At 55.9% G+C, this 26743-nt stretch carries 15 protein-coding genes; 14 read left to right on the forward strand and 1 reads right to left on the reverse strand.

The window, feature by feature from the left end:
* The first annotated feature begins 1 nt into the window (after position 1).
* From MKX42_RS09245 to MKX42_RS09260, 4 genes are all read left to right on the forward strand, one after another.
* Positions 2 to 685, forward strand: coding sequence for a site-2 protease family protein (locus MKX42_RS09245; RefSeq protein WP_209987764.1), 684 nt, complete (start codon positions 2 to 4; stop codon positions 683 to 685).
* 163 nt (positions 686 to 848) lie between these two features.
* Positions 849 to 1613 (forward strand): RsmE family RNA methyltransferase, encoded by a 765-nt coding sequence (locus MKX42_RS09250; protein ID WP_340752242.1) that lies wholly within the window; start codon positions 849 to 851, stop codon positions 1611 to 1613.
* Between the two features lie 3 nt (positions 1614 to 1616).
* Entirely contained in the window at positions 1617 to 2951 is a 1335-nt protein-coding gene (gene mtaB, locus MKX42_RS09255) for a tRNA (N(6)-L-threonylcarbamoyladenosine(37)-C(2))-methylthiotransferase MtaB (protein WP_340752243.1), read from the forward strand.
* 449 nt (positions 2952 to 3400) lie between these two features.
* On the forward strand, positions 3401 to 5647 hold the full coding sequence (locus MKX42_RS09260) for an Ig-like domain-containing protein (protein WP_340752244.1): 2247 nt from the start codon (positions 3401 to 3403) through the stop codon (positions 5645 to 5647).
* Positions 5648 to 5884: 237 nt separating this feature from the next.
* Here MKX42_RS09260 and MKX42_RS09265 read toward each other — a convergent pair whose 3' ends face one another.
* Positions 5885 to 6868 (reverse strand): Na/Pi cotransporter family protein, encoded by a 984-nt coding sequence (locus MKX42_RS09265; RefSeq protein WP_340752245.1) that lies wholly within the window; start codon positions 6866 to 6868, stop codon positions 5885 to 5887.
* Positions 6869 to 7102: 234 nt separating this feature from the next.
* Here MKX42_RS09265 and MKX42_RS09270 point away from each other — a divergent pair, with 234 nt between their 5' ends.
* The 10 genes from MKX42_RS09270 (at position 7103) to MKX42_RS09315 (ending at position 26430) form a co-directional block, all read left to right on the forward strand.
* Positions 7103 to 8506: a class I SAM-dependent rRNA methyltransferase gene (locus MKX42_RS09270; protein ID WP_340752246.1), complete on the forward strand. Its 1404-nt coding sequence runs from the start codon at positions 7103 to 7105 to the stop codon at positions 8504 to 8506.
* A 452-nt stretch (positions 8507 to 8958) separates the two neighbouring features.
* Entirely contained in the window at positions 8959 to 9849 is an 891-nt protein-coding gene (locus MKX42_RS09275) for a carbohydrate ABC transporter permease (RefSeq protein ID WP_076154211.1), read from the forward strand.
* Positions 9850 to 9870: 21 nt separating this feature from the next.
* Entirely contained in the window at positions 9871 to 10740 is an 870-nt protein-coding gene (locus tag MKX42_RS09280; protein ID WP_445669305.1) for a carbohydrate ABC transporter permease, read from the forward strand.
* Positions 10741 to 10804: 64 nt separating this feature from the next.
* Positions 10805 to 12559: a sensor histidine kinase gene (locus MKX42_RS09285; RefSeq protein WP_340752247.1), complete on the forward strand. Its 1755-nt coding sequence runs from the start codon at positions 10805 to 10807 to the stop codon at positions 12557 to 12559.
* Between the two features lie 9 nt (positions 12560 to 12568).
* Positions 12569 to 14176 carry a response regulator gene (locus tag MKX42_RS09290; protein WP_340752248.1) on the forward strand — a complete coding sequence of 536 codons (1608 nt, stop codon included), beginning with the start codon at positions 12569 to 12571 and terminating at the stop codon, positions 14174 to 14176.
* 145 nt (positions 14177 to 14321) lie between these two features.
* Positions 14322 to 15740: an ABC transporter substrate-binding protein gene (locus tag MKX42_RS09295; protein ID WP_340752249.1), complete on the forward strand. Its 1419-nt coding sequence runs from the start codon at positions 14322 to 14324 to the stop codon at positions 15738 to 15740.
* Between the two features lie 78 nt (positions 15741 to 15818).
* Entirely contained in the window at positions 15819 to 16154 is a 336-nt protein-coding gene (locus MKX42_RS09300) for a cupin domain-containing protein (protein WP_340752250.1), read from the forward strand.
* Positions 16151 to 18139 carry an alginate lyase family protein gene (locus MKX42_RS09305; RefSeq protein WP_340752251.1) on the forward strand — a complete coding sequence of 663 codons (1989 nt, stop codon included), beginning with the start codon at positions 16151 to 16153 and terminating at the stop codon, positions 18137 to 18139. The genes MKX42_RS09300 and MKX42_RS09305 overlap by 4 nt, the downstream gene beginning before the upstream one ends.
* 576 nt (positions 18140 to 18715) lie before the next feature.
* On the forward strand, positions 18716 to 22276 hold the full coding sequence (addB, locus tag MKX42_RS09310; RefSeq protein WP_340752252.1) for a helicase-exonuclease AddAB subunit AddB: 3561 nt from the start codon (positions 18716 to 18718) through the stop codon (positions 22274 to 22276).
* Positions 22273 to 26430: a UvrD-helicase domain-containing protein gene (locus MKX42_RS09315; RefSeq protein ID WP_340752253.1), complete on the forward strand. Its 4158-nt coding sequence runs from the start codon at positions 22273 to 22275 to the stop codon at positions 26428 to 26430. The genes addB and MKX42_RS09315 overlap by 4 nt, the downstream gene beginning before the upstream one ends.
* Positions 26431 to 26743: the final 313 nt, after the last annotated feature.

Genomic DNA, 26743 nt, shown 5'->3' on the forward strand with positions numbered 1-26743 from the left:
CATGGGTTCCCTGGATCAAATTTTAGTATATCCTTTGCAGCAGCTTCCGTTTTTTCTGATTACGATTGTTATTGCGTTTACGGTGCATGAATTCGCCCACGCTTATTTTGCCAATAAATTCGGGGACCCTACAGCGCGCCTGCTGGGCCGTATGACCTTGAATCCGGCGGTGCATTTTGATCTCTTCGGTATCATTCTGCTGCTGATTGCGGGTTTTGGCTGGGCGCGTCCGGTTCCCGTGAACCGGGATAACTTCCGCCGTCCCCGCCTGATGGGTGTCATCGTCTCGGCCGCCGGGCCAATCAGCAATCTGCTGCTGGGTATTCTGGGCGCGCTGATCTATGCGATTCTTGTGGGAACGGGCACGATGGATTCAATCAAGAATGAGCAGGTGCTACGGGCGCTGATCTGGTTCTTCGGGATGTTCATTCACTTCAACTTCTTCCTCTTCGTGTTCAACCTGATTCCGCTGCCGCCGCTGGACGGTTACCGGATCGTAGAGGATATCGCACCGCGTCCGATCCGGGGAAGGCTTCAGCAGTATGAGCAGTATACGGTTTTCCTTTTCCTGCTGATCATCTTCATTCCGGGTCTGCGTGCCTATACGATAGAACCGCTTAGCTACTGGGCGACTCGTACGGGCAACGATTTCTTCCAGCTGTTCCTAAAGATGTTCGGGGTCTGAGTACGGCATTACGGACAGGGACTGTTCAGTGCATGGCAAACGTTGTAGAATATAATGTGATTATTAAGTAGATGAATGATACGTGTGAAGCGGCGGCCGGGACCTGATTTGGCGGGGACTACGCCGCTTTTACGCTGAATAACGGACAGAATGAGGTTGAGAGATGCAGCGTTATTTCGTAACTCCGGCACAGTTCGGACAAGACAAGGTTACCATTGACGGTGAAGACGCCCGCCATATCGCCAAGGTCATGCGCGGCAAGGCCGGGGACAAGCTGATCGTCAGCGACGGTGTGTCCCGCGAGGCACTGGCCGAGATTGCTGATATAGAGATCGGCCTGGTCACCGTGAGCATACTGGAGCCTCTGGCCATGACTCATGAGCCGCGCATCCAGATTACTGTCGCCCAGAGTCTGCCCAAAGGGGACAAGCTGGAGACAGTCATTCAGAAATGCACGGAGATCGGAGCTGTAGCCTTCACGCCGTTCCTCTCAGAGCGGACGATTGTGCAGTACGATGAACGCAAGGAGAGTAAGCGGGTAGAGCGTTGGCGCAAAATTTGCAAGGAGGCTGCTGAACAAGCGCACCGGAATATTGTTCCACAGGTGCATTCACCGCTTAGCTGGAAGCAGCTGCTTCAGAGCTTCAGCGGCTATGACGCCGTCTATTTCTGCTATGAGAAGGAAGAGGGCCTCCAGCTCCGCAGCGCAGCCGCGCCATGGCTGGCATCGCTTCCGCAGGAGGCTGCGGGCAAAGTGATGATCGTTGTAGGGCCGGAGGGCGGCTTCAGTACGGAAGAATGCCGGCTGGCCGAGGAGGCTGGAGCAGTCTCTGTCGGGCTGGGGCCGCGTATTCTGCGCTGTGAAACCGCAGGTATGGTTGCCGCCGCCTGCATTTTATATGAATCCGGAGAAATGGGAGGAGCTTAAAACATGCCATCTGTAGCTTTTTATACACTGGGCTGCAAAGTCAATTTCTATGATACCGAGGCCATCTGGCAGCTCTTTAAGAATGATGGATATGAGCAGGTAGATTTCGAGGGTTCCGCCGATGTCTATCTGATTAACACCTGTACGGTGACCAATACAGGCGACAAAAAAAGCCGCCAGATGATCCGCCGGGCGGTCCGCCGCAATCCCGAGGCGATCGTAGCTGTTACCGGCTGCTACGCGCAGACCTCACCTGGAGAGATTCTCGATATTCCCGGAGTCGATCTGGTGATCGGCAACCAGGACCGTGAACAGATCATGACGCATGTGAAGAATATTCAGGAGTCGCGCCAGCCGGTGAATGCGGTCCGCAACATTATGAAGACTCGTGAGTTCGAGGAGATGGATGTGCCCGGGTTCGCTGACCGGACGCGGGCGTTCATGAAGATTCAGGACGGCTGCAACAACTTCTGTACCTTCTGCATCATTCCGTGGTCGCGTGGTCTCTCGCGCAGCCGTGATCCGAAATCGATTGTCGCCCAGGCGCATCAGCTGGTGGAGGCCGGGTACAAGGAATTCGTGCTGACCGGCATCCATACCGGCGGGTACGGGGATGATCTGGACAACTACCGTCTCTCCGACCTGCTCTGGGAGCTGGATAAGGTGGACGGGCTGGAACGTGTTCGCATCAGCTCTATTGAAGCGAGCCAGATTGACGAGAAGCTGCTGGAGGTGCTGAACCGCAGCACCAAGATGTGCCGCCATCTGCATATTCCGCTCCAGGCGGGCCATAACGAGGTACTGAAGGCGATGCGCCGGAAGTATACCACGGAAGAGTATTTTGCTAAAATGCAGCTGATCCGAGAGGCCATGCCTGATGTGGGGATCACAACCGATGTGATCGTCGGCTTCCCGGGTGAGACGGATGAGATGTTCCGGGCAGGCTACGACTTCATGAAGGCGGTCAACTATTCGGAGATGCATGTCTTCCCGTATTCCAAACGGACCGGAACCCCGGCTGCGCGGATGCTGAATCAGGTGGATGAGGAGATCAAGAATGCGCGTGTTCAGGAGCTGATAGACCTCTCAGAAGAGATGCAGCTGGCCTATGCCCGGCGGTTCGTCGGCAAGACGCTGTCCGTCATTCCAGAACGGGCCGCCAAAGGCTCGGCAGGACGCAGCATACAGCACGGCTTCAGCGACAACTATCTCCAGGTACTGTTTGGCGGCGACGATTCGCTGCAGGGCGAGTTGTGCCAGGTGAAGGTAACTGAAGCCGGCGTGAATGAATGCCGCGGCGAGCTTGTTAGTGTTAGCCGGGCAGTGCCGACCCCTTGACCGGACAGACTGTTACAGGATGTCTTCTGTGCCTTCGGCGGCAGGAGGACATCCTTTTTTCGTTAGCCCGTAATTATCTATTTAAATTGGACTTGAAAAAATACAGAAATCAACAAAAAAGCAAAAGAAGTGGAGGGGGAATTTGAAACTGTAGGAGCGATAGCGTCCGCCTTTTTATTTTGATTTCTACCGCGAGAAGCGGTTCTAATCAAGAAATCTAAATACAATAGCGGCCGGAGGGCCAAATGTTCACCGCAACGATGACCATGCTTCAATTGCTAATCTTAAGTGCTTTTTATATACAATTCATATAGTTACAAAGACCTGAATTTGCCCGGGATTCGTGAAATACGGAAAATGGGGTAAAGACTTGGGCCGGATTTGTCGATATAGTGGAAGAGAGTGGGAAAAAAGTCCACCGATAATCAGACCGTCTAAGGAGAGAACAGATGACCGTGTACAGGAAAATGACAAAAACGCTCCTCATTATGATATTGCTCGTTGTAGCCGCTTTTCCGGTAAACGTCTTTGCCGCTGCTGGAGACACTGTCTCTATTGAATTCGACAGCGCAGCCAAGGTTGAGCTTACCATGGGCCAGTCACCGAAGCAGCTTAAGGTATATGCCAATGTGGAGGGCTCCGCATCGAAACGGGATGTAACAGCAGCCGCGACCTGGACTTCTTCCAAGACTGAAGTAGTTACAGTACTCAATGGCCAGCTTAGACCGGTAAGTGCTGGAACGGCGATGATCACAGCAACCTACAATAATGCGATAGCCTCTGTAGAGGTGTCGGTCACTCACTCCTTCAAGGAACTGAAGTTGACCCGCAGCACAGAGGGCAGCTATAAATTAGGCGATAAAGATGAATTGCTGTCTGTTACGGCAACCGCCATCGGCGGAACTTCGGCCACTGCGGAGAAGGATGTCACGAAGGATGCAGAATGGAGCAGCTCGAATACGGGCGTGCTGACTATTGCTGCGGGCAAGATTACACTGGTCGGTGAAGGTAAGGCTACCATTACCGCCAAGTACAAAGGATTAACGGAGATTTTAAAAGCGGAGGTAGTGCTTCCTTATGCCGCTATTGTATTGAAAGACATGAAGAACAACACCATCAAGGAAATGGAAATGCTGGTCGGGGACAATCCGGTCAAGCTGATAGCCAAGACCAAAGCCACTTCGGCAAGTCAGGAGACTACCCTGGGCAATGAGGTGGAATGGAGCAGCTCCAGTGAGGGCGTAGCTACTGTTAAGAACGGCGAGATTACCATCCTGGGTGTGGGTAAAACGGTCATCACCGCAAGCTGCCTGGGTGTCACCCAGTCGGTGGATGTCTATGTGCGTGCACCTTATGAAGCGCTTGTGCTGAAGCCTTCCGGCGACCAGTCGCTTTTCCTGGGGGAGAGTCTGAATGTAACCGCAGAAATGCGTAATGCCGTCAATTCGACCTCGAATGAAACAGCGTCTGCAGTCTGGACCTCGGATAACCTGATGAATGCTACAGTAATTGCCAATACGGCAGATGCAGGCAACGCTTATGCCACTGTTACGGGGAAAGCAGTAGGAACCTCAATCATTAAGGCCAGCTATCTGGGAATCAGCAAAAGCTTCAAGATTACCGTCTATCCGACCCTGACTGAGCTGGGACTGGAGAAGACGGAGCAGGAAATATACACGGCGGATGCAGTAAGCTTGCCGAAGGTGAACGGAACCAAGTATGACGGAACCAAGCTTGACATTAGCGATCAGATGGAGTGGGTCTCCGCGAATGAAGAGATTGTGTCCATTAAGGACGGAAAGTTTGTCGGCGGCAAGGCAGGCACAGCTATTCTGACGGGTAAGCTCAAGAACGGAGAAGTGACCTCCGCTTCCGCTACAGCCATCCGGTCTAAGACAGTTCAGTTTAATGTAACGGTTCAGAACAAAGTGCTGGTCCTGATTGGGCCGGATGGAGCACTCGGTGTAGTCATTGGTGAAGAACTGCAGTTGCCTGCTGTCCAGGCTGTATTGGAGAACGGCGACGAGCTGGACGTATCGGGAAGCATTAAGTGGGAGCTGAGCGGCAGCAATGCTGTTCTTAAGCAGACAAGCACTGCGAAGACCATCAAGGGACTGGTCAAAGGTACGGCAACCCTGAAGGGGACCTACTCCAACAAGACCCTCAGTGTTCCGGTAACGATTGAACAGAAGGTCGTGAAGCTGGTGGTAGACCCGGCAACGCTGGAAATGAACATTAAGGCCTCCAAGTCCATTAAGGCGACCGGATACTTTTCAAACGGTAAATCTGCCAACTTCTCGAGTGCAATGAACTGGGAATCCTCGAACCCTGCTGTGGCCGCCATTAACGGGACTTCGGTCAAAGCGTTGGCTGAGGGAACTACAACCCTGACTGGTTCTTACCAGGGCATTCAGGCGACGGTTAAGATTACGGTTGTTCCCAAGTTGATGAAGCTTACGGTCAGTGAGAACCGGCTGAATCTTGCACCGGGCGCAGGCAAAAACGTAGTGGTAACCGCGCTGTATGATACCGGCCGCACTGCAGTTGTCACAGGAAGCATGGTCTGGACCAGCTCCAAACCTGCTGTCGCCAAGGTAAGTGCTACCGGGCAGATTACAGCAGTGAGCAAGGGGAGCGCATCTATTAAAGGAAAACTGGGAACCAAGACAGTCTCGGTATATGTTAGTGTGAAATAGTGTAATGCTGCCAGCGGTTTGAGCAGCAACAAGAAGACCTGTACATTTGCCGCTGGATAAGCTTAAGAAGCTGATGTAAATATCGACCTGGGGCGATGGCGCCCTAGGTCTTTTTTCTATAGGCTTGCGTGAATTTCGCCTTTGTTGATTATGCTTCCCTTGCAGATTGGATTAGTACTGTCCGGCGGATTTGAAGTATAATGAGGACTGCGATTACGATTCTTGGAAGGCTCAGGGCTACAGCCGCTGCTCCAGCCGGGACCAGACGGGCAGATAGCATAACGGGAGTACTCCCAGCGAGCAGATGACGTTGAAAATGGTCTGGGCGTGGGCGAGCTGGGCTGCAGGGCCGCCGCCGATCCAGGCGGACAGGGATTGCAGAGGCTGGATGAAGGGTAGAAAGAGTAAGGCGCCGCCGACATTCAGTGTCACATGCGACCAGGCGACGAATACGCCGGAAGGCGTACTGCCAATGGCGGCAATGACAGCAGTGACGCAGGTGCCGATGTTCGCACCGAGGACGATGGCGATGCCAAGCGCAGGGGGCATCACACCGCTGGCGGCGAGGCCCATCGCCATGCCGATAACTGCGGCGCTGCTGTGCACCATCGCCGTCAGCACAGCCCCGGCGGCCAGCCCCCAAAGTGCGCTGGTTGCGGCATGCCCGAGAAACCAGCGGAACAGGGCGCTGCCTTCCAGGGCGGGGCCGATGGACTGCATGACCGCGATGCCCCACAGGACGAGCGCGAAGCCGGTGACCGCGAGGCAGATGAACTGCAGCGGTCCCGAGATCCGGCGGCAGAGCTCAAGCAGCCGCCGGGACTGCGGGGCCAGCTCGCCAGCCATCACGGCGGCGGCCCACAGGCAGAGCGCCGCGATCAGCAGCGGCGCGGCCAGCGTGCTGATCTGCAGGCTGATCAGCTCCGTTGTCAGGCAGGTGCCGATGTTGCTGCCGAGAATAATGCCAAGCGTGCGGGCATAGGTCAGCAGCCCGGCATTGACCATGCCGATGGTCAGCACCGTTACTGCGGTGCTGCTCTGTAGCAGCGCCGACAGCAGGGCGCTGACGATCAGGCCTTTGGCCGGTGTGGAGGTAGCCTTGTGCAGGCTGCGTTTCAGCAGCGGACCGGCCAGCCGCGACAGTGAGGCTTCCATCACCTTCATACCGGCAAGGAATATGACAAGACCGTAGAGGACAGGGAATAACAGTTCACGGATCATAAGGACAGGCTCCTTTTGTTTCTCGCTGAGACGGTACCGTCGTTGAGAGGACGGCAAAGCCGTTTCCACTTGATAGAATTTATATTGTTTCGGGGTCCCCGCAAAGTACCTGAGTCATCATCGAAGTTAAAGCCTCACTTTGTGGGGTGATTTTACGGGGGTTGTACCAATATATGAACGCCAGGCATAGGACATGTATATTAATCTGGCAACAAGAATAGGGAGTTGAAGGTATTGGCATCAGTAATTCTGGAACGCAACCGTAAAAAAAGACTGGAGCAGGGCCATCCATGGGTCTTCGCCAGTGAAGTAGCATCTGTAGACGGAGATCCGCAGCCAGGCGGACTGGTGGATGTTCTGACCCATCAGGGGCGGTACTTGGCTACCGGGTACTATAATCCGGCTTCGCAGATCCGGGTAAGAATTCTGTCGCAGCACAAGCTGGCGGCGATGGACACGGCGTTTTTTGCACAGCGGTTCGAGGACTGTCTGCGGCACAGGGAACGCTTCCTGCCTGGGGCGGACGCTTATCGTCTGGTCTACGGGGAAGCGGATTTTCTGCCGGGGCTGATCATTGACCGCTTCGGTGAAGTCCTTGTGGTGCAGCTGCTGACACTGGCTATGGATCAGCACCGCTCCGAGATTGTGGAGGCGCTGGTGCAGGTGGTGGCGCCGCGCGGCATCTATGAGCGCAGCGATGTCAGTGTGCGGGAGCTGGAGGGACTGGAACAGACCACGGGTGTGCTCTACGGCGAATGCCCGCGCCACATTACCGTAAGTGAGAACGGGCTGAAGGTCATCGTCGATATTGAAGAGGGGCAGAAGACTGGCTACTTCTTCGATCAGCGGGAGAACAGGGCGTCCATAGCTCCGCTGATGAAGGGTTGGGGCGGACGCAGCGGAATCACACTGCAGAGTATAGAGGCAGAGGACGGTACACTCCAGACGCTGCCAGTCAACAAAAGCGGCAAGCCGGTCTCCTTCCCGTACTGGGACGGTGCAACTGTCCTGGAATGCTTTGCGCATACAGGAAGCTTCACACTGCATGCCTGCAAGTATGGTGCCAAGAAGGTAACCTGCCTGGATGTATCCGCGCATGCCATCGAGAGTGCGAAGGCCAATGTGGAGATCAACGGGTTCAGCGACCGGGTGGAGTTCGTGGTAGATGATGCATTTGCTTTTCTGCGCAATCAGGTGAAGGGTCAGGAGGAACGCACCGAGCGCGCTACGGGCGGCGCAGCGGCAGAAGGGAAAACCGCAAGCAAACCGGCTGCCAAGGCGGACACCGCGAAGCCGATGACCGCCGGGGGCGGACGCACGTGGGATGTCGTGATTCTGGACCCGCCTGCTTTTGCCAAGACCAAAAGTGCAGTGGCAGGTGCCGTACGCGGCTACAAGGACATCAATCTGCAGGGCATGAAGCTGGTGAATGACGGCGGATATCTGGTCACGGCCAGCTGTTCGTACCACATGCAGCCGCAGCTGTTCCTCGATACGATCATGGAAGCGGCCAAGGATGCCGGCAAGGTGCTGAGACTGATCGAATGGCGGGCCGCAGGCAAGGACCATCCGCAGATTCTCGGGGTGGACGAGGGGCATTATCTGAAGTTCGCCATCTTTGAGGTGCGCAGCAAATAGAAGTGTCAGAACCGGCGGGCCAGCCGGTTTTGCGGGAAGAGTCTCTTTTATAGAGGCTCTTTTTTGATGTATTTGGTACAGTTAAAAGGCAGCCCAAAACCAGAATAGCTGCGATAGCTGCATTCTGTACAATTATAATTGGCTCGGAGTACTTTTGGAGGTGAAAGCCGGATTTTTAGTTGCAGAGGATACACTTAAACCTGTTAAAGCGCCATTTTGGCCGCTTTTAGTTGTACCAAATACACCTAAGCACAAAATCAGCCCCAGTCCCGCCCGTTGCGCCGAACGACCTTGCCACCCGCCCGAGTCCCGCGCCCGCCGCGCCGACCCGATCTCGCCTGCTCGCCCCCCAGCTCAGTAACATCCTCCCCTTTCAATAGTTGATTTCCCTATCCCGGCAGCGAAGGCGTTCCCTCTATAATCAAGGTACAGATTCTAAGGGGGGCCGTTATATGAAACAGAAAAAAATACATGCCTACGTCTTTGTATTTCCCAGTTTGTTCCTGACCCTGGTGTTCGGCATCTATCCTCTGCTGTGGGCCTTACGGTATATGTTCTATGACTATCAGGGGTTTGGGACGCCTGTATTTATCGGCCTCGATAACTTCGGGCGGGTGCTGCGCGACCATCAGTTCTGGTCTTCTGTCGGCAATACCGGGATCTATGCGCTCGGCAAGCTTGTGGTGACGATTCCGATGTCGCTGCTGCTGGCGATTATCCTGAACCGCAAAATGAAGGGGCGTTCCTTCCTGCGGGCGATTTATTATCTGCCTACGATTTTCAGTGCTTCGGTGATGGCGATTGTCTTCTTCATTATTTTCAACTCCTATAACGGTATCTTGAATCAGCTGCTGATCCGCTTCCATATCATCAGCGAGCCGATTGGCTGGCTTAGCGCCGACCATGCCATGATGACCACCATCATTATTGCTATCTGGGGTGCGGTCGGTAACTATATGCTGTTGTTCCTCGCGGGACTCCAAGGCATTCCGAATGATCTGTACGAAGCGGCCTCGCTGGACGGGGCGAATGAATTCCAGAAGCTGAAGAATGTGACCATCCCGCTGCTGGGACCGGTGATGCAGATGATTATCATGCTGGCGATCACCATCTCGCTGAAGGGCTATGAGAGCATTATGGTGCTGACCGAAGGCGGGCCGTATGGCAAAACAGAAGTCATGTATCTGTACCTGTTCAAGCTCCTATTCCCGGTATCGGCGGAAGCACAGTCCATCCAGCAGCTCGGCTATGGCAGTGCAGTCGGCTTCACCACGGCGGTCATTGTGGGCGGTGTGACGCTGGTCTACTTCCGGATCTCCAAGAAATTAAACGATGTGTACTAGAACCGACAGGAGGAGAGCAGAATGAATAACACCCATACCCGTTCCGCCATGTCCCCGCTGCTAACCCGCTCGCTCGGCAAGGCTGTGCTCTGGATCTTTCTAATTGCGGCCGCCCTGCTGGCCTTGTTCCCGATCATCATGGTCGTGCTGGGCTCGTTCAAGACGAACCAGGAGCTGACCGGGAGTGCAACCATTTGGCCGAAAAGCTGGCATTTCTCGAACTACCTGGAAGCGTGGAGGAACGCCAATTTCTCCCGCTACACGCTGAACAGTATATTTGTAAGCGTGGCCACCACTGTAGGCACCTTGCTGGTTGCTTCGATGTCTGCCTATGCGGTAAACCGGGTTTCTTTTATCGGCAAAAAAGCATACTCCCTGCTCATGGCCTCAACGCTGTTCATCTCGATCGGGGCCGTGGTGCTGCGTCCGCAATTTGACCTAATGGTGATGCTCGGCCTGAACAAGACGCTCTGGGGCGTCATTATTATCCTGATCAGCGCCCATGCCACCTGTTATTTCATCTTAATCGGCTTCTTCCAGAGCATTCCGCGCGACCTGGACGAAGCGGCGATGATCGATGGCTGCAACTTCTACTCTGTCTACCTGCGTATCATCCTGCCGATGCTGCGGCCTGCGCTGGCGGTTGCCGGGCTGGGGGCATTCCAGGGGTCCTGGAATGAATATATTCTGCCGCTGGTCTTCACGATGAGCAATCCCCAGCTTCAGACGCTTCCGGTCGGGCTGGCGAATCTGCGCTACGGAATCGGAGCGGCGTCAGAGGTACAGCTGATGATGGCCGGCGCATGCCTGTCCATTTTGCCGCTGCTGGTGGTCTATGTGTTCGCCAACAAATCCTTCATGCAGGTCACGCTCGGCGCCGTCAAAGGGTAGTCCCGGAAAGAGTAGTGTTCCGCCCGCACTGTTGTTACAATGGGTTGCAAGGAGTGGTTCACGGATGAAACTCGGTTTCTACAAGCAGTCTTTGAAGAAAAGAATTCAGGTGCTGTACATCTTCCTCGCCATTCTCTGCATCAGTGTAACGGGAGTCTGCTCGTATCTCTTCGCGGCGCGCAGCATTCAAGGCAGTGCACTTGAGCTGAAGCAAAGCATTCTGAACAAATCGGTTCAGGTGATGGACGAGCACCTCCGGCATATCGTGGTCTCTTCGTATTCCTTTATGCTGGGTGAGAGCTTCGGGCAGGCGATGAAGGATGTCAGCAACAATAATTCCGCTCATTATTATCAGAATCTGTCGCTGCTGCAGACTTCTTTTGACCAGCTTAAGCTGGTGGAGCCGCTGATTGATGCGTCCTATCTCAGTACGCCGATTGGGGATTTTTACTCCACTAAGGATTTCCCCGACCGGAAGACCAACTTCATGGAGAAGTATGGAAGCTATCTGGAGCAGCCGGGTTGGAATACCCTGTGGCTGGGGGCGCATAGAAGCGAGCTGTTTCAGTCGAAGGGCCGGGTCCTCTCGCTGCTGCTGAAGCCAACGGTGATTGACAATCATAATTTCCCGAACGTCTATATGGTTGTGAACATGAAGGAGGAGGCGATGAGGTCTATCCTGGAGCAGGATCTGATGAATAATCAGGTTCAGCTCTTTTTGCTGCACAAGGATGGATCGATGGTTATCCGGCCGGAGACGCAGAACTACGCGTTCAATACGGAGCAGAATTTCGTCAGCCGGTTCAACCAAGGGACGGCTGGCGATTTCAACTATATCAATACCAAAGGTGAGGAGCTGCTCGTCAATTACAGCACGCTGTCGATGAATGAGGACTGGATCATGGTCAGCATTCAATCCAAAGCAGACCTGCTGCAGCCGCTGAAGCAGATCCGCTGGCTGATCTTCTGGATTATGCTGATCTGTACCGTGGTCGCGCTGGCCTTGTCTAACCTGCTCGCCTCTGCACTGCTGGGGCCGCTCAACAAGCTGCAGCGCCTGATGGTGGAGGTAGAGTATAACGATCTGGATGTGCGGTTTCAGAGCCGGTATGAGGATGAGGTGAGCGCCGTCGGCCATAAGTTCAACCGGATGCTGGACCAGATTCAGGTTCTGATTCAGGAGGTGCGGACCTCGGAGCAGGAGAAGCGCAAGTCGGAGGTCAAGGCGTTACAGGCGCAGGTGGACCCTCATTTCTTATACAACACGCTGAATACGATCTTCTGGAAAAGCGAGAATGGCGAGAAAAGCGATGTCAGCGAGATGATCGTGGCCTTGTCGCTCCTCTTCCGCCTGGGGCTGAACAACGGAAACGATATTACGACCCTCCAGCAGGAGGTCCAGCATGTCCGGCAGTATTTGCAGCTCCAGCAGAAGTGTTATGAGAATCTGTTCACCTATACGATTGAAGTGGAGGATGACGCCTATTTGTCCATCAGGATGTTGAAGATTCTGCTTCAGCCACTGGTGGAAAATTCAATCCTGCACGGCTTCCGCGACAAAGCGGAGCTAGGCACGATTGAGATCCGCATCTACCGCGCTGCCGGATTCCTGATCCTGCGGGTCACGGACAACGGCTGCGGCATGGATGCCACTCAGCTTGCGAATGCGGTAAATGGCAACGAAGCGGAGCGCAGGGGATATGCCTTGTCCAACCTGCGCAGCAGGCTCAGCCTGCATTACGGTGAATCCGCATCGATTGCCTTCAGCAGCATTCCCGATATTGCTACAACTGTAACCGTCACGATACCGATCCTCTAGGAGGCTGCCATGAACCCATTGACCCTGTGTGTAATGGATGATATTCAGACTGTCGTCAAAGGAATTGCTTCAACGATCCCGTGGGCGGATCATGGAATCGAGGTGGCGGGGACCGCCGGCAACGGTGAGCAGGGCTGGGAACTGCTGCTGGAGAAGGACCCCGACATCGTTATCAGCGATATCCGTATGCCGAAGCTCAGCGGACTTGAGCTCATGAAAAGAGCTGCCGAAGCGAAGCTGCGCGCCAAATTTATATTCATCAGCGGGTATTCGGATTTCAGCTATGCTCAGGAGGCGATCAAGCTGGGCGCGTCCAACTATCTGCTGAAGCCGTTCACCCAGCCGGAGATTGTGGACGCTGTGCTGAAGGTGAAGCAGACTATTGAAGAAGAGCGGGCGAGAGCAGAGCAGATACAGCAAATGGAGCAGAAGATGGTAGCCAGCCGTTCCCAGCTCCGCCAGGATTATCTCACAGCCCTGCTGCGCCAGGAGACCAATATCAGCCTGTGTGACAGCCGCTGGAAGGAGCTGGGCATCGACCTGGATGCCGGCAATCTGCTGGTGATGGCTATTGAGCTGGACTGTTATACCGAATACGGGTACACCCTGCATCTGGATGACAGTGAAATCATTCCCTTTGCGATCAAGAACATATTGGAAGAGACACTGAGAATGCACACACGCGGAGTTGTACTGCGCGAGAGCAGACAGCGTCTGGCTGCGATCTTTAGTCCGCCGGACGCTATGGATACGTTGGAGCTGCTGGAGCTGTGCCGTGAGAATGTGGAGAAATACAGCAAGAATACTGTTTCGATCGGCCTTGGCACAGCGGCACGGGGACCGCGTGAGATCCGGGCTTCTTTCGTGCATGCGGCCAAAGCGCTGGCCTATCGCTTTTACAGTGAGGGGAACTGTATCTTCCGCTTCACGGAGCTTGACCCGGAGAACCGCGCAGCCCCGGACTATCCTGAGGAGAAGGTGAAGGAGCTGCTGTACGCGCTCAAATCCGGCAATGAAGAAGGCTGTCATGAGATCATCGGCGAGATCTTCCGGCAGTGGACCCTCTCCGGCAGATATCCTGATCCGCTGTCGATGGTCCGTCTGTTGTCCGGGCTGACCTTCGCTATGTACCGGGCATTCTGTGATGAAATCACGGAGGAGGAGCGCATACAGCTGGAGGCTGACCTGACGGCGCTGGAGGAGAACCGTTCTTTAACCTTTGGCGGCTGGAAAAGCTATATCAATCATTTCGCCAGCATGGGCTGTGAATTCGTCGATAGCAAGCAGTTCCGCGATGTAACACAGTCCATTAACCGGGCCAGAGAATATATCCGGCTGCATCTGGAGGAGAATCTGACCCTGAACAGCTGCGCGCAGGCCGTCCATCTGAGCCCGAGCTATTTCGCAGGCGCCTTCAAGAAGGAGACCGGCATGACGCTGATTCAGTATATTACCAAGCTGCGGATGGAGCGGGCGAAGGAGCTGCTGATTGCCGGGGCGCAGGTGCAGGAGATTTCCCTGATGCTCGGCTATGAGGACCGCCCTTATTTCAGCGGCCTGTTCAAAAAATACTGCGGACTTACGCCCACAGCGTTCCGGCAGAAATACCTGAAATAAGCAGGAACTGAAGGAACAGGGACAAGCATTTTTCCCCCCTTACAAAGTTAGAATGTCCCTCACCCCACTGAAAGCGGAACCATTATGATTATGTTAACAGATAGCCGATTGCAGGCTGTCAGGACAAGCACAAGGGGGCATAACGATGGATAAAAAATGGGTTGTTGCAACAATGAGTACAGTGCTGGCACTAAGTCTGGCCGGCTGCGCTGCCGACAGCAATAAGGAGCCCGCGGCAAGTAACAGCAAACCGGCGGACGTCAAGGGAGACAACGGGGCAGCAAGCGGCGGCAAAACCAAAATCCTCTACTGGACACCCGACCGTCACGACGCCGATTTCATGAAATCAAAGATTGATGAGTTCAACAAGACGAACAAGGATAACATCGAAGTGGAAATGACCGTGATGGGGGATAATTATCCGCAGGCGGTAGATATCGCTTTTGCCAGTAAACAGGCTCCTGATGTGCTTCAGATTAACGACTTCCAGACCTATTATAAAAAAGGCTACATGGCCCCGATCAATGACTATATGAGCAGCGAGATGAAGGAGACCTTCAAGGATAGCCTGCTGGAGAACAAGAACACCGTGGACGGCAAGACCTATACCCTGCCCAACACCGGACAGATCTGGAGACTGATCTATAATAAAGATATCTTCAAGCAAGCGGGCATTGAGAATCCGCCGAAAACACTGGATGAGATGGTTGCTGCCGCCAAAAAGATTACCGAAACCGGCAAAAAGGACGGCGTATACGGCTTCGCCAGCCCGTTCAAGAGCTCCAGCGGCTTCTGGCGTGCATCCAATACCGTAGCAGGCGCGAGCAACAATACCGGCATTGACGGCTACAATTACAAGACCGGCCAATTCGACTTCAGCATGTACAAGGATATTGCACTGGCCCTGCGTCAGATGAACGAAGACGGCAGCATGCTGCCGGGCGTAGAGAGCCTGGATATCGATCCGCTGCGTGCGCAGTTCGCCCAAGGCAAAATCGGCATGTACATTAACCACTCCGCAGAGCCCGGCGTCTACAAAGACCAGTTCCCGACTACCGCCAATTGGGCTGCCGTTGCTGTACCGACTACAGACGGAACGATTAAGGGCGCATCGCAGATCATCGGCGGCTCCTACATCGGCATCAGCGCGGACAGCACGCACAAGGAAGCAGCGTGGAAGTTCATGGAGTATGTGTACAGCGACAGCCTGCAGAGCGAATATTATGAAAAAGGCTACGGCATCTCCCTGATCCCTACAGTCATCAGCTCCGGCAAAAAACCAAGCATTCCCGGCATTGAAGGCTTCCTGCCGAAGCGTTATGACGCGATTTACCCGGCGAACCCGCTTACCATTACAGAAGGGTCACTGGAGGGCAGCAAATGGAGCGATGCTTTCTCCGTCTTCGTCTTCACTGGTGGAGATGTGGACAGCATTATCAAGGATCTGGACACCCGGTATAATGCTTCACTAGAGAAAGCAAGAGCCTCCGGCGCAACGGATATTGTAGCCGATCCAAGCTTTGACGCATCGAAGCTGCAGGGTAAATTATCCACCGAAGAATAAGAGGTAAGGTTCAGGCGGGCGGCCGATGCTTGATCGATTCGGCCGCTTTCTTGTCTAATAGAGAGGAGCAGACCCGAAATGATTATAGAGAATAGAGAAGCCGCAAAGACGGTTCTGAATGAGAGCACTTCCCGCACCCTGCTTGCAAAGGGGGGCTCGATGATGATGGTGGAGGTTACCTTCGCCAAAGGCGGCATCGGAGAGGTTCATTCCCATGATGCGCATGAGCAGATCAGCTATATTGTGAAGGGCAGCTTTGAGGTCAAGGTCGGGGAGGAGACGCGTATTCTGAAGGCGGGCGACAGCTTCTATGCCGGCTATAATATTCCGCATGGTGTGAAGGCGCTGGAGGATTCCGTGATTCTGGATGTGTTCAATCCGTTCCGTGAGGATTTTTTGGAGAAGCAGGAATGAAGGATTATTACCTGAGTGCATCTGAGCTCCGCAGTGCTGCCGCTTATTATGCCCGCCAATTCCCCATCGAGGCTCAGAACTCAATACAGATTGCTGAGCATGCCGTGGACAATGAATTCATTGTTCCTTATACCGGCGATCTGAGCCGCTGGATTCCGCTGGGCAGGCCGGTGGCGGACTGGCTGCATAATCCTACGAACGATCCCGAATTCACCTGGGGCATTAACCGCCACTGGCATATGCTGGATCTGGGCAAGGGCTATCTGATGAATGGCAAGCCGGAATACGTTACGGCCTTTATCCAGCATTTCCGCAGCTGGCGCGAGCAGAACCCGATTCCTGTGATCCCGTCGTATGAGGAAGCGGTGTTTTTCCAGAAGCTGGGTCCTTGGCGTCTGCTGGAGACCGGCCTGCGCGTGCAGTCCTGGATCTCTGCTTACAAATATATGGAGGACAGCCCGCTGCTGGACGAGAGCTTCCGGGGCGAGCTGCTGGAGGGGCTAGCGGAGCATGCTGAATTCCTGACCCAATACCTCGGCAGCACGGAGATTAATCATGCCATTATGCATATGCAAGGCCTCTACATGATTGCTGTCTTCCATCACGGGCATCCGCGTGCACCGTATTGGCGGCAGCTGGCCGGGGAGCGTCTGGAGCTGTGCCTCTTGCATCAGGTCGGGCTGGAAGGGATTCAGATTGAGCTGACCACCCATTATCATGATGCGGCCATTGAGATGTTCGGGACGCCTTATCTGCTGGGCGCGTTATGCGGTCACCCGTTCTCTGCCTGGTACGGCGGACAGCTCCGCAAGATGGCCGCGTTCACCGAAGCGCTGGTCCGCCCGGATCACCAGTCCACCGGGATCGGAGATTCCGACTGGATCAGCAGCGGCAGGCAGCGGCTGACGCTGCTGGGTGCTATTCTGAAGGATGATGCGCTGATTGGACGCGGTACAAGGAGCGCGGAATGTCTCTGGCTGCTGGGAGCCGAGGCATATGAGCGGTGTGTGCAGCTTCAGGCGGAGTCTGCGCCTTCGGTGAGCAGCGTGGCTTTTGTGCAGACCGGATATTATGTGATGCGGGACCCGCAGCAGTATCTGTTCTTCGATGCCGCAGAGATGGGCGGAGCGCACGGCCATGCGGATGCGCTGAATCTGGAGTGGATGTGGAATGGGCAATTGCTCTTCACGGATACCGGCCGTTACACGTACGAGGAAGGGAAATGGCGCCGTTATTTCAAAAGTACCCGCGCGCACAACACCATCACCGTAGACGGGTTGGATCAGACGCCGTATATCTCGACCCAGCAATGGGGCGAGCCTGTGGCTAAGGCCAGCACCTTCCGCTGGGAGAGCAACAGCCGTTACCACTTCATCGATGCGGCTCATGACGGATACATCCGTCTTCCCGGTCCGGTAATGCACCGGCGCTGGGTGCTGCTGGGCGTGGAGGTGCCGCTGCTGCTGATTGCCGACTGGCTGGAGGCGGATGGCGAGCATGAGCTGGAGCAGCGGTTCCATCTGCACCCGGAAGCGGTGCTGGAGCTGTCTTGCGAAGCCGGAGCGGCTGGAGAGGCTGGAGAGGCAGTGAGCGGAGCCGGAGAACCCGAAGCCGGAGCTGCACAGCCTACAGCAACCGTGGTCTATCCCGGCTCTACAGTGAAGCTGAATATGAGCTGGATGACCAGCGGTCTGAAGGATGAGCAGTTCACGGTGGGTAAGGAGCAGGGCTGGGTATCGGAAGTATACGGCTCTAAATCGGAGATTCCGGTAGTAGAGGGCCGGGCGGCTTGGGCCGGCAAGGCTGGAATTCTGACGCTGTGCCTGCCCGAAGATGCAGCGGACGGCAGCGGTCCGCTGCACGTGAGCACCTGTGTGGTGGATGCGGAGCGGCGGCGGGTCGAGCTGTCCTATGTATACGGAGAAGCGATCGGCACAATTGTAATCGGAACAGACACCCTAGGCTGGACGGAGCGGAAGGAATAAGCATGTTGTGCTGGAAGTTATTAAAGATCAAGGATATTAGCAGATAAGACTTCTCCGCTGGCCGTTTTCCGGCTGCGGGGAGTCTTATTTCTATTGGAGAATTTTTGGGTTTCATTGCAAAGTAGATTGCGATAGGCTTAAATGCACTTTGTACAACTAAAACATCCGATGTCTAATCGATTACCTGTTTAGGTGTATTTCGTACATTAAAATATTTACGTATTGCCGGTTCTAGCCTCTTTGGGCAGATTTAGTTGCACAGACTACAGCTATACCAGAAAAGTATGCTTTTTCGCTGCTTTTAAGTGTACAATTATCCCTGTCTTGTCCTTCACTTGGGAGGAGTTGCAGCAGTAACTGTTAGACTTGAGACCTAATTTACATGATTTGTTCAGACTCTTCCGCCCGCCGTTTGCGCGGCTCCGGGAGAGTCTTCTTTATTTCTGCATTTGCAAACAATGGCAAACGTACGTTCTGGAGCGTGCGGTGGAGGTATGCTATACTATTGTGACGAGAAGTTTCATAGATTCTGGTATTGCATTAGGTGCCAGGGTTCAACGGAAGGAGTCTGCTGAAATGACGGTTAACTTCATCATCGGCCGCTCGGGCAGCGGCAAGACGACTACAATATGGGAGCGGGTATCCTCCAGGCTGAAGGAAGAGCCGCTTGGGCCCCCAATCATTATACTTGTTCCCGAGCAGGGATCGTTCGGAGCGGAACGGGGACTGCTGGCTGCGGGCGGCGTGAAGGGAAGTCTGCGCGCCCAGACGCTCAGCTTCTCGCGGCTTGCCTACCGGGTGAAGCAGGAGACCGGCGGCAGCGCAAGTCTGCCTATCAGTGAAGAAGGCAAGAAGATGCTGATCTACAAGATTATCAGCAAGCGCAAGGAGGAGCTGAAGCTGTTCGGGGCTTCCTCGGACCGGCCGGGATTTGTGGAGCGGCTCAGCAGTCTGCACACGGAGCTTAAGCGCTGCTGTCTTGGCCCCGGAGACCTGGAGGAGCAGATCGGCAGAATGCGGGATGCCACGCTGGGCAGCCCTATTCTGGCCGGGAAGCTGGATGATCTGCATCTCGTCTTCAGTGAGCTGGACCAGGAGATGTCACAGCTCTATATAGATGAAGAGGACAGACTGGCCGAACTGGCTGAGCATATTGCGGAATCTGCCTATATCCGCGGCGCCGAGATCTGGGTGGACGGCTTCCACGGCTTCAGCAACCAGGAATTTATCGTCTTGCGTGAGCTGATGCAGTACGCGGACACAATGACCATTGCGCTCACACTGGACCGGATCTATCCGCCGGGCGTTGCCCTGCATGAGCTGGAGTTGTTCCATCCGGCGGCGGTTACTTATATTAAGCTGCGGGGAATGGCGGAGGAGATGGGACTTACCGTATGGGATGAGCTGCTGGCTCCGCCCGTCCTGCCAAGGTTCAAGGACGCTCCCGTACTCGCCCATCTGGAGCGCGGATTACAGCGCCGGCATCCCTGGACAGGACCGGCTGAACAGGTGAAGGAAGCCATCAGCATCCGGGCTGCAGCTTCACGCCGCACCGAGGTGGAGGGTGTGCTGCGTGAGATGCAGGCCCTGGCCAGAGAAACGGGAGCCAAATATGGGGAAATGGCGGTATTCATGCGCAACATGGCCGATTATGAGCCGCTCATCGCCCCGTTATTTCAGGACTTCGGCGTTCCGTTCTTCCTGGACCAGAAGCTCAGTGAGCTTCATCATCCGCTGGTGGAATTCATCCGCTCGGCCCTGGATGTCGTCCGGCGCCGCTGGCGTTATGAAGATGTGTTCCGCTGCGTGAAGACAGAGCTGCTGCTGCCGCTGGATGGAAGCATTACCCGCGCTCATATGGATGAGCTGGAGAACTACGTGCTGGCCTGCGGAATTCACGGCTCCCGCTGGACGAACGGGCGCTCCTGGAAGGGGATTCCGCGCCTCTCGCTGGAGGGCAGTGAAGCTGTTGATGAAGCGATGCTGGCAAGGATGGAGGCCTGCCGGAAGGCGGTCACCGAACCGCTGCAGGCATTTGAGCAGAGAATCAAAGCCAGCCGCAGCGGTCTGGAGCTATGCCGGGCGGTATATCTGCTGCTGGAGGATACGGAAGCGGCTCGCAAGCTCGAAGGGATGGGAGCGGAATCTCTGAAGCAAGGCCGTCCGGAAGCCACCCGGGAGCATAACCAGCTCTGGGGCGCTGTTCTGGGTCTGCTGGATCAGATTGCCGAGATGATGGGCAAGGAACGGATAGAATTCAGCCTGTTCGCCGGGGTGCTGGAGACCGGGCTGGCTGAGCTTAAAATGGGGCTCGTCCCGCCCGCACTTGACCAGGTGCTGGTAGGAACGATGGACCGTACCCGGGTGTCGGGAGTGAAGTACGCCTTCCTGCTCGGTTTCAACGAAGGAGTGGTTCCGGCGCAGTTCAAGGAAGACGGCATTCTCTCCGAAGGGGAGCGCCTCCTGCTGGAGAAGTCCGGTATGGAGCTTGCGCCTGGCTCATCCCGGAAGCTGCTGGATGAACGTTTCCTGATCTACAATGCGCTTACAACGGCCAGCAGGAAGCTGTGGATCAGCTATGCTGCAGCTGACGACGAGGGGAAGGCGCTGCTGCCCTCGGAGGTCATCCGCCAGCTACAGGGAATGTTCCCGCAGCAGTTAGATGAACAATTCCTCTCCGGCTTCCCGCAGAGCGGTAATGATGACGACGCTGTCCATATGGACTTCATCGGCCATCCTGAGCAGACACTCCGCATGCTGCTGCTTCAGCTCCGCCAGTGGCGTCAAGGGGTAGAGATACCTGGCATGTGGTGGGAGGTCTATAACTGGTTTGCGGCGGAGCAGGGCGCCGACAAGCCTGCGGGTGAACAGGCAGCGGAATACCGCCATGCGGATCTGTCTATGAAGCTGAAGCTGGAGCGGCTGCTCGGCTCGCTGTTCTACCGCAATGAAGGCATACGGCTGAAGAAGGAGACCAGCCTGCGCCTGTATGGCGGCTCCACGCTGCGCGGCAGCGTGTCACGGATGGAGCGGTTCGTTGCCTGCTCGTTCTCTCATTTCGCTTCCTACGGGCTGAGGCTGAAGGAGCGCCAGCTCTACAAGCTCCAGGCTCCGGATATCGGGCAGCTCTTCCATGCGGCCCTTAGTGAGATGGCGAAGCGGCTGCAGGAGCAAGGCCGGAGCTGGGGCAGCATGACTGCGGAGGAGTGCCGCACGGAGGCGGGGAAGACCGTAGACAGGCTGTCCCCGCTGTTACAGGGAGAGATTCTGATGAGCAGCAAGCGCTACGGCTATATCTCGCGCAAGCTGAAGAATATTGTCGGCCGCGCTTCGGTCATCCTTGGGGAGCATTCGCGGCGCGGGAGCTTCGAGCCGGTCGGGCTGGAGCTGGATTTTGGTCCCGGACAGGAGTTGCCTCCGCTGAGAATTACACTGCCGAACGGCTGTGTCATGGAGGTAGTCGGCCGGATTGACCGCGTGGATAAGGCTGAAGGGGAGCAGGGGATTCTGCTGCGGGTTATCGACTACAAATCAAGCCAGAAGGATCTCAAGCTGCATGAGGTCTACTATGGATTGTCACTGCAGATGTTAACGTACCTTGATGTGCTGCTGACCTATTCCGAGCAATGGCTCGGCCAGGAAGCACTGCCTGCCGGGGCGCTTTATTTCCACGTTCATGATCCGCTTCTGACCTCAGCCAACGGAATGAACCGGGAGCAGGCGGAGCAGGAGCTGATGAAGCGCTTCAAGATGAAGGGCCTGCTGACCGCTGACCGCGAGGTGGTCTCGCTGATGGATACCACTCTGGACAAAGGGTATTCCTCTATTGTTCCGGTAGCGCTGAAGAGTGACGGCAGCTTCTACAGCAGCGCCTCTGTAGCTACCCCAGAGCAGTGGGCTCAGCTGCGGTCCTCGGTGCGCAGCACGATCTCTGAGATCGGGACCAGCATTACGGAGGGGGATGTGGCGATACAGCCTTACCGCATCCAGCAGGAAACAGCCTGTACCTTCTGCTCCTTCCGCCCCGTCTGCCAGTTCGATGAAGCGGTGGAGGGCAATAGCTATAACATTCTAAGTAAGCCGGGCAAAGAAGTGATCTGGGATCTGCTGTCCCGCAAAGGAGGAGAGAAGCTGTGAGCACAAGACCTGTACCTGAAACGAAGCCGGAAGGCAGTCTATGGAGTGACGACCAGTGGCGCGCCATTGCCGAGAGCGGCAGCGATATTCTCGTGGCGGCGGCAGCCGGTTCCGGCAAAACGGCGGTTCTCGTCGAGCGGATTATCCGCAAAATCAGCAATGAGGAAGCGGGCTTCAGCGTGGACCGGCTGCTGGTAGCAACATTCACCAAGGCTGCCGCCTCCGAGATGCGCCAGCGTATCCGGGAAGCGCTTGAGCGTAAGCTTGCGGAGGACAGTGAAGGCGGGAACGAATATCTGCGCCGCCAGCTTGCACTCTTGGGCAGAGCCTCTATTACCACGCTGCATTCCTTCTGCCTTGAAGTAATCCGCCGGTATTACCAGATGATTCCGATTGATCCCGGCTTCCGTATCCTGAATGAGCATGAGGCGGAGATGATGCGCCAGGAGCTGCTGGAAGAGCTGCTGGAAGAGAAATACGGCGAGGTTGCCGAGGACGGGGAAGATACCCTGTTCGTACAGCTCGCAGACTGGTTCAGCGGTGAACGGAGCGATGATGCGGTGCATTCGCTGATTCAGCGGCTGCATGATTTCGCGCGCAGCCATCCCTGGCCTGCGCAGTGGCTGCGGGATACCGCAGCCGACTTCGCGCTGCCTGATGCCGAGGCTCTGAGCCATACACCTTGGGTGCAGAGCATTGTTGCCGAAGCCAAGCTGACGCTGAAGGGGGCGATCAGCCAGCTGGAGCAGGGTCGGGAGATCGCGCTTCAGCCCGGCGGTCCGGCGCCTTACGCAGAGAATCTTGCGGCCGATCTGGAGATGGCACAGGGCCTGCTGGACGCGTTGGACTCACAGCCCTGGGCCGGATTGTATGATATCTTCATGGAGATTTCCTTCGGGAAACTGAAGCCCTGCAAGAAGGATGCTACCGATCCGCTGCTTCAGGAGAGCGTGAAGGCGATCCGGGATCAGGTGAAGAAGAGCCTGCTCGAGCTGCAAAAATCCCTGTTCGGCCGTCCGGCGGAATCCTTCCTGGGTGAACTTCATACGGCGGCTCCGCTGATGCAGGAGCTGGCGGAGACGGTAATCGCGTTCGGCGAGCGCTATCGGCTGGAGAAGGCAGGCCGGGGGCTGGTGGACTTCAGTGATCTGGAGCATTACTGCCTGCAGATTCTGCGCCATCCCGACTCGCAGCCGGGGCAATCGCTCCCGTCGGATGCGGCGATGGAGTACCGCAGCCAGTTCGATGAAGTGCTGCTGGATGAATATCAGGACACCAATAGCGTACAGGAGGAGATTGTCCGGCTGATTTCCCGGGAATCCCCAGGCAACCGCTTTATGGTCGGGGATATGAAGCAGAGTATATACCGGTTCCGCTTGGCGGAGCCCGGTCTGTTTCTGGATAAATACCGCAGGTTCAGTAATGATCCGTCCTACGGAGACAAGACAGATGCCCAGGCGGGGGCTGATCCGGGACAGGAGGAACGGGAAGATGGTCTGGTCATCGATCTGGCCCGCAATTTCCGCAGCAGGCTGGAAGTGGTGAATGCGGTGAATATGGTCTTCCGGCAGATTATGGACAGCAATGTCGCGGAGATCAGTTATGACGAGCGGGCAGAGCTGGTGTACGGAGCGAATTTCCCGGGAGCCGAAGAGAAAGGGCCGGATACTTATTTTGCGCCGGAGCTGCTGCTGATCGACAAGGGGGGCTCTGCCCCGGGGCCGGCGGACGAAGCAGCAGAGGGCGATGAGCTGCCTCTTCTGGAGCTGGAAGCTGCCGAGAGTGAAACTGCGCAGCTGGAAGCACGGGCTATTGCCCGGCGCATCTCGCAGATGACGGGAATGACCGGCGGTGAGCCGCTGCTGATCTATGATAAAGCACTGCGGATCATGCGTCCCGTAGTATACGGCGACATTGTCATTCTGCTGCGTTCGGCCCGGGTATGGACGCCGCTGATGATTGAGGAGCTGCGGGGTGAAGGTATTCCGGCGTACGGTGACCAGAACAAGGGGTATTTTCAGGCTACGGAGGTGGAGATTGCCCTCTCCCTGCTGCAGATTGTCGATAATCCACGACAGGACATTCCTCTAGCCGGAGTGCTGCGCTCACCGGTGGTGAATCTCCGGGAGGAGGAACTGGCGAAGGTGCGGCTGTGCAGCAGAGGGACGTTCTACGATGCGTTGGTTGCGGCTTCTGAAGCAGGGGAGGCACTGCGGGACAATCCGGCGGATCTGTTCTGGGAGACCGCGCTGCTGGCGGGGCAGGATGCCGGTACCGGTGACACAGCCGGAGAGACAGCCGCTGCGTCAGAGCTTACGCCATCGTCAGGAAATGAGGGTGTACAGGAAGGTATAACTGACGGAACCGATGCTTCGGCGGCGCTGCGGGATATTCCGCTTACGCTGCAGCGTAAGCTTAAGTCCTTCCTGGATATGCTGGAAAACTGGAGAAATGCTGCCCGGCAAGGAAGCTTAAGCGAGCTGATCTGGAGGATCTACCGTGAGAGCGGATATCTGGAGTGGGTCGGGGGGCTTCCTGGAGGCTTTCAGCGCCAAAACAATCTGAAGGCGCTGTATGACCGGGCTGTTCAATTCGAGAACGAGACCTCGGCCAGAGGGCTGTTCCGCTTCCTGGTGTTCATCTCACGGCTGAGAGAGAACGGCGGCGATCTGGGTGTTGCCGGAGGAAGCAGCGAGGAGGCCGGGGGCGTCAGAATTATGACGATCCACAAGTCTAAGGGGCTGGAGTTCCCTGTTGTCTTCCTGGCAGGTATGGCCAAAATGTTCAACCGTCAGGACCTACATTCTCCGTTCCTGATGCATAAGGAGCTAGGCTTCGGGCCGCGTTTTGTGGAGCGGGAGACCCGGGTCAGCTACCCGACGCTGCCCTATCTGGCGATTAACCGCCGTTCGCGGCTGGAGCTGCTTGCTGAGGAGATGCGTGTGCTCTATGTCGGACTGACCCGTCCGCGCGACAAAATGATTCTGGTCGGCACGGTCAGGGATCTGCCGCGCACGGTTTCGGGCTGGGCAGCGATGCAGGGCCGCGAAGAGCTGTTGCTGGCGGATCACCTGCTGGCCCGGGGCCGCAGTTATCTGGACTGGGTGGGACCGGCGCTGATCCGCCACCCTGCCGCTGCTATTCTGCGCAAGCTGGCAGGCAGCGAGGGGCCGGTATCCACGGTGCTGCATGGCGATGAGTCGAACTGGAGCATTACGGTGACTGGTGCAGCGGAGCTTAGCCCGGGCGCTTTTCTTGCCGGGGACGGTGACCAGGACAAGAACGAACAACGCCGGGTAATTCTGGAGGCGCTCCGCAGGGGCAGGGCGGTGTCAACACCTGAGACCCCGGCAACTGCGCAGATTGCGGAGAGACTGGGCTGGACTTACCGGTATGCGGCAGCATCAAGCATCCCTGCTAAGACCTCGGTCACCGAGCTCAAGGGGTTATTGTCGATGCAGGAGCAGCCGTCTTACGACCAGCTGGAGGAGCGGAAGCTCCCGGGTGGACCGGACGAACGGGACGAACGCGGGTATAGGGACAGCCTGCATCTCCAGCGGCCGAAATTCATGGAAAAGCGGGGACTTACCCCTGCCGAGCGCGGAACGGCTTATCACACGGTGATGCAGCATATCCCCCTGGATGAGCCGGTAGACCGGTCTGTGCTGGAAGCTACGCTTGCGCGTCTTGAAAGGCTTGCTATCCTCAGCAGGGAACAGGCGGATGCGGTGGTGCTGGAGGAAGTGGAGCAGTTCTGCCGGAGTGAGCTGGGCCACAGACTCTTCCATTCTGCCTGGAAGACCAGAGAGCAGCCCTTCAGCTACACAATGCCAGCCGGTGAAGCCTACCGGGGGCTTGACTATCTGGACGAGGCAGCTGCCGGACTTGCGGATGAGCCGGGCGGCGGTGATTTTGCGGAGACGGTGCTGATTCAAGGGGTGATCGACTGCCTGTTCCGGGAAGAGGGACGGCTGATTCTGCTGGATTACAAAACAGATCATATCCCTCCGCACGGGGACGGGCTTGCACAGCTGTCGGACAAATACCGTTTCCAGCTGGAGCTGTACAGTAAGGCGCTGCTGGATATTCTGGGCGAGCCGGTCAGCGAGATATGGCTGTTCTTTTTCGACGGCGGACATGCTGTGAGATTGTGAGCGGCGGGGAAGGGTTGCGGTAACTGCGGCGGATATAGGGTGCTGAACGGTAGCTAAGACAAATTATATGCTTGCGGCCTGGTGATCGCTGGCTGAGCGAATGAAGTGACTGTTTACTAAAATTACTGTCCATTAAAGTCATTGTCCCTTGGAATGATGCGAAATGTTGTACTTATTACAGCTTGGGTGTAGACATTGCTGCGTGTTGGATCGGATTGCTGTATGAAATACAAGAATAGCTCTTTACATCGGCCTGAAACAGGGGGAATGCTGCTTTTCTTGCAACAATTTCAGTATAAGAACGCTTCTTAGC

The sequence above is a fragment of the Paenibacillus sp. FSL R7-0204 genome (assembly GCF_038002225.1).
GTDB lineage: Bacteria > Bacillota > Bacilli > Paenibacillales > Paenibacillaceae > Paenibacillus_AQ.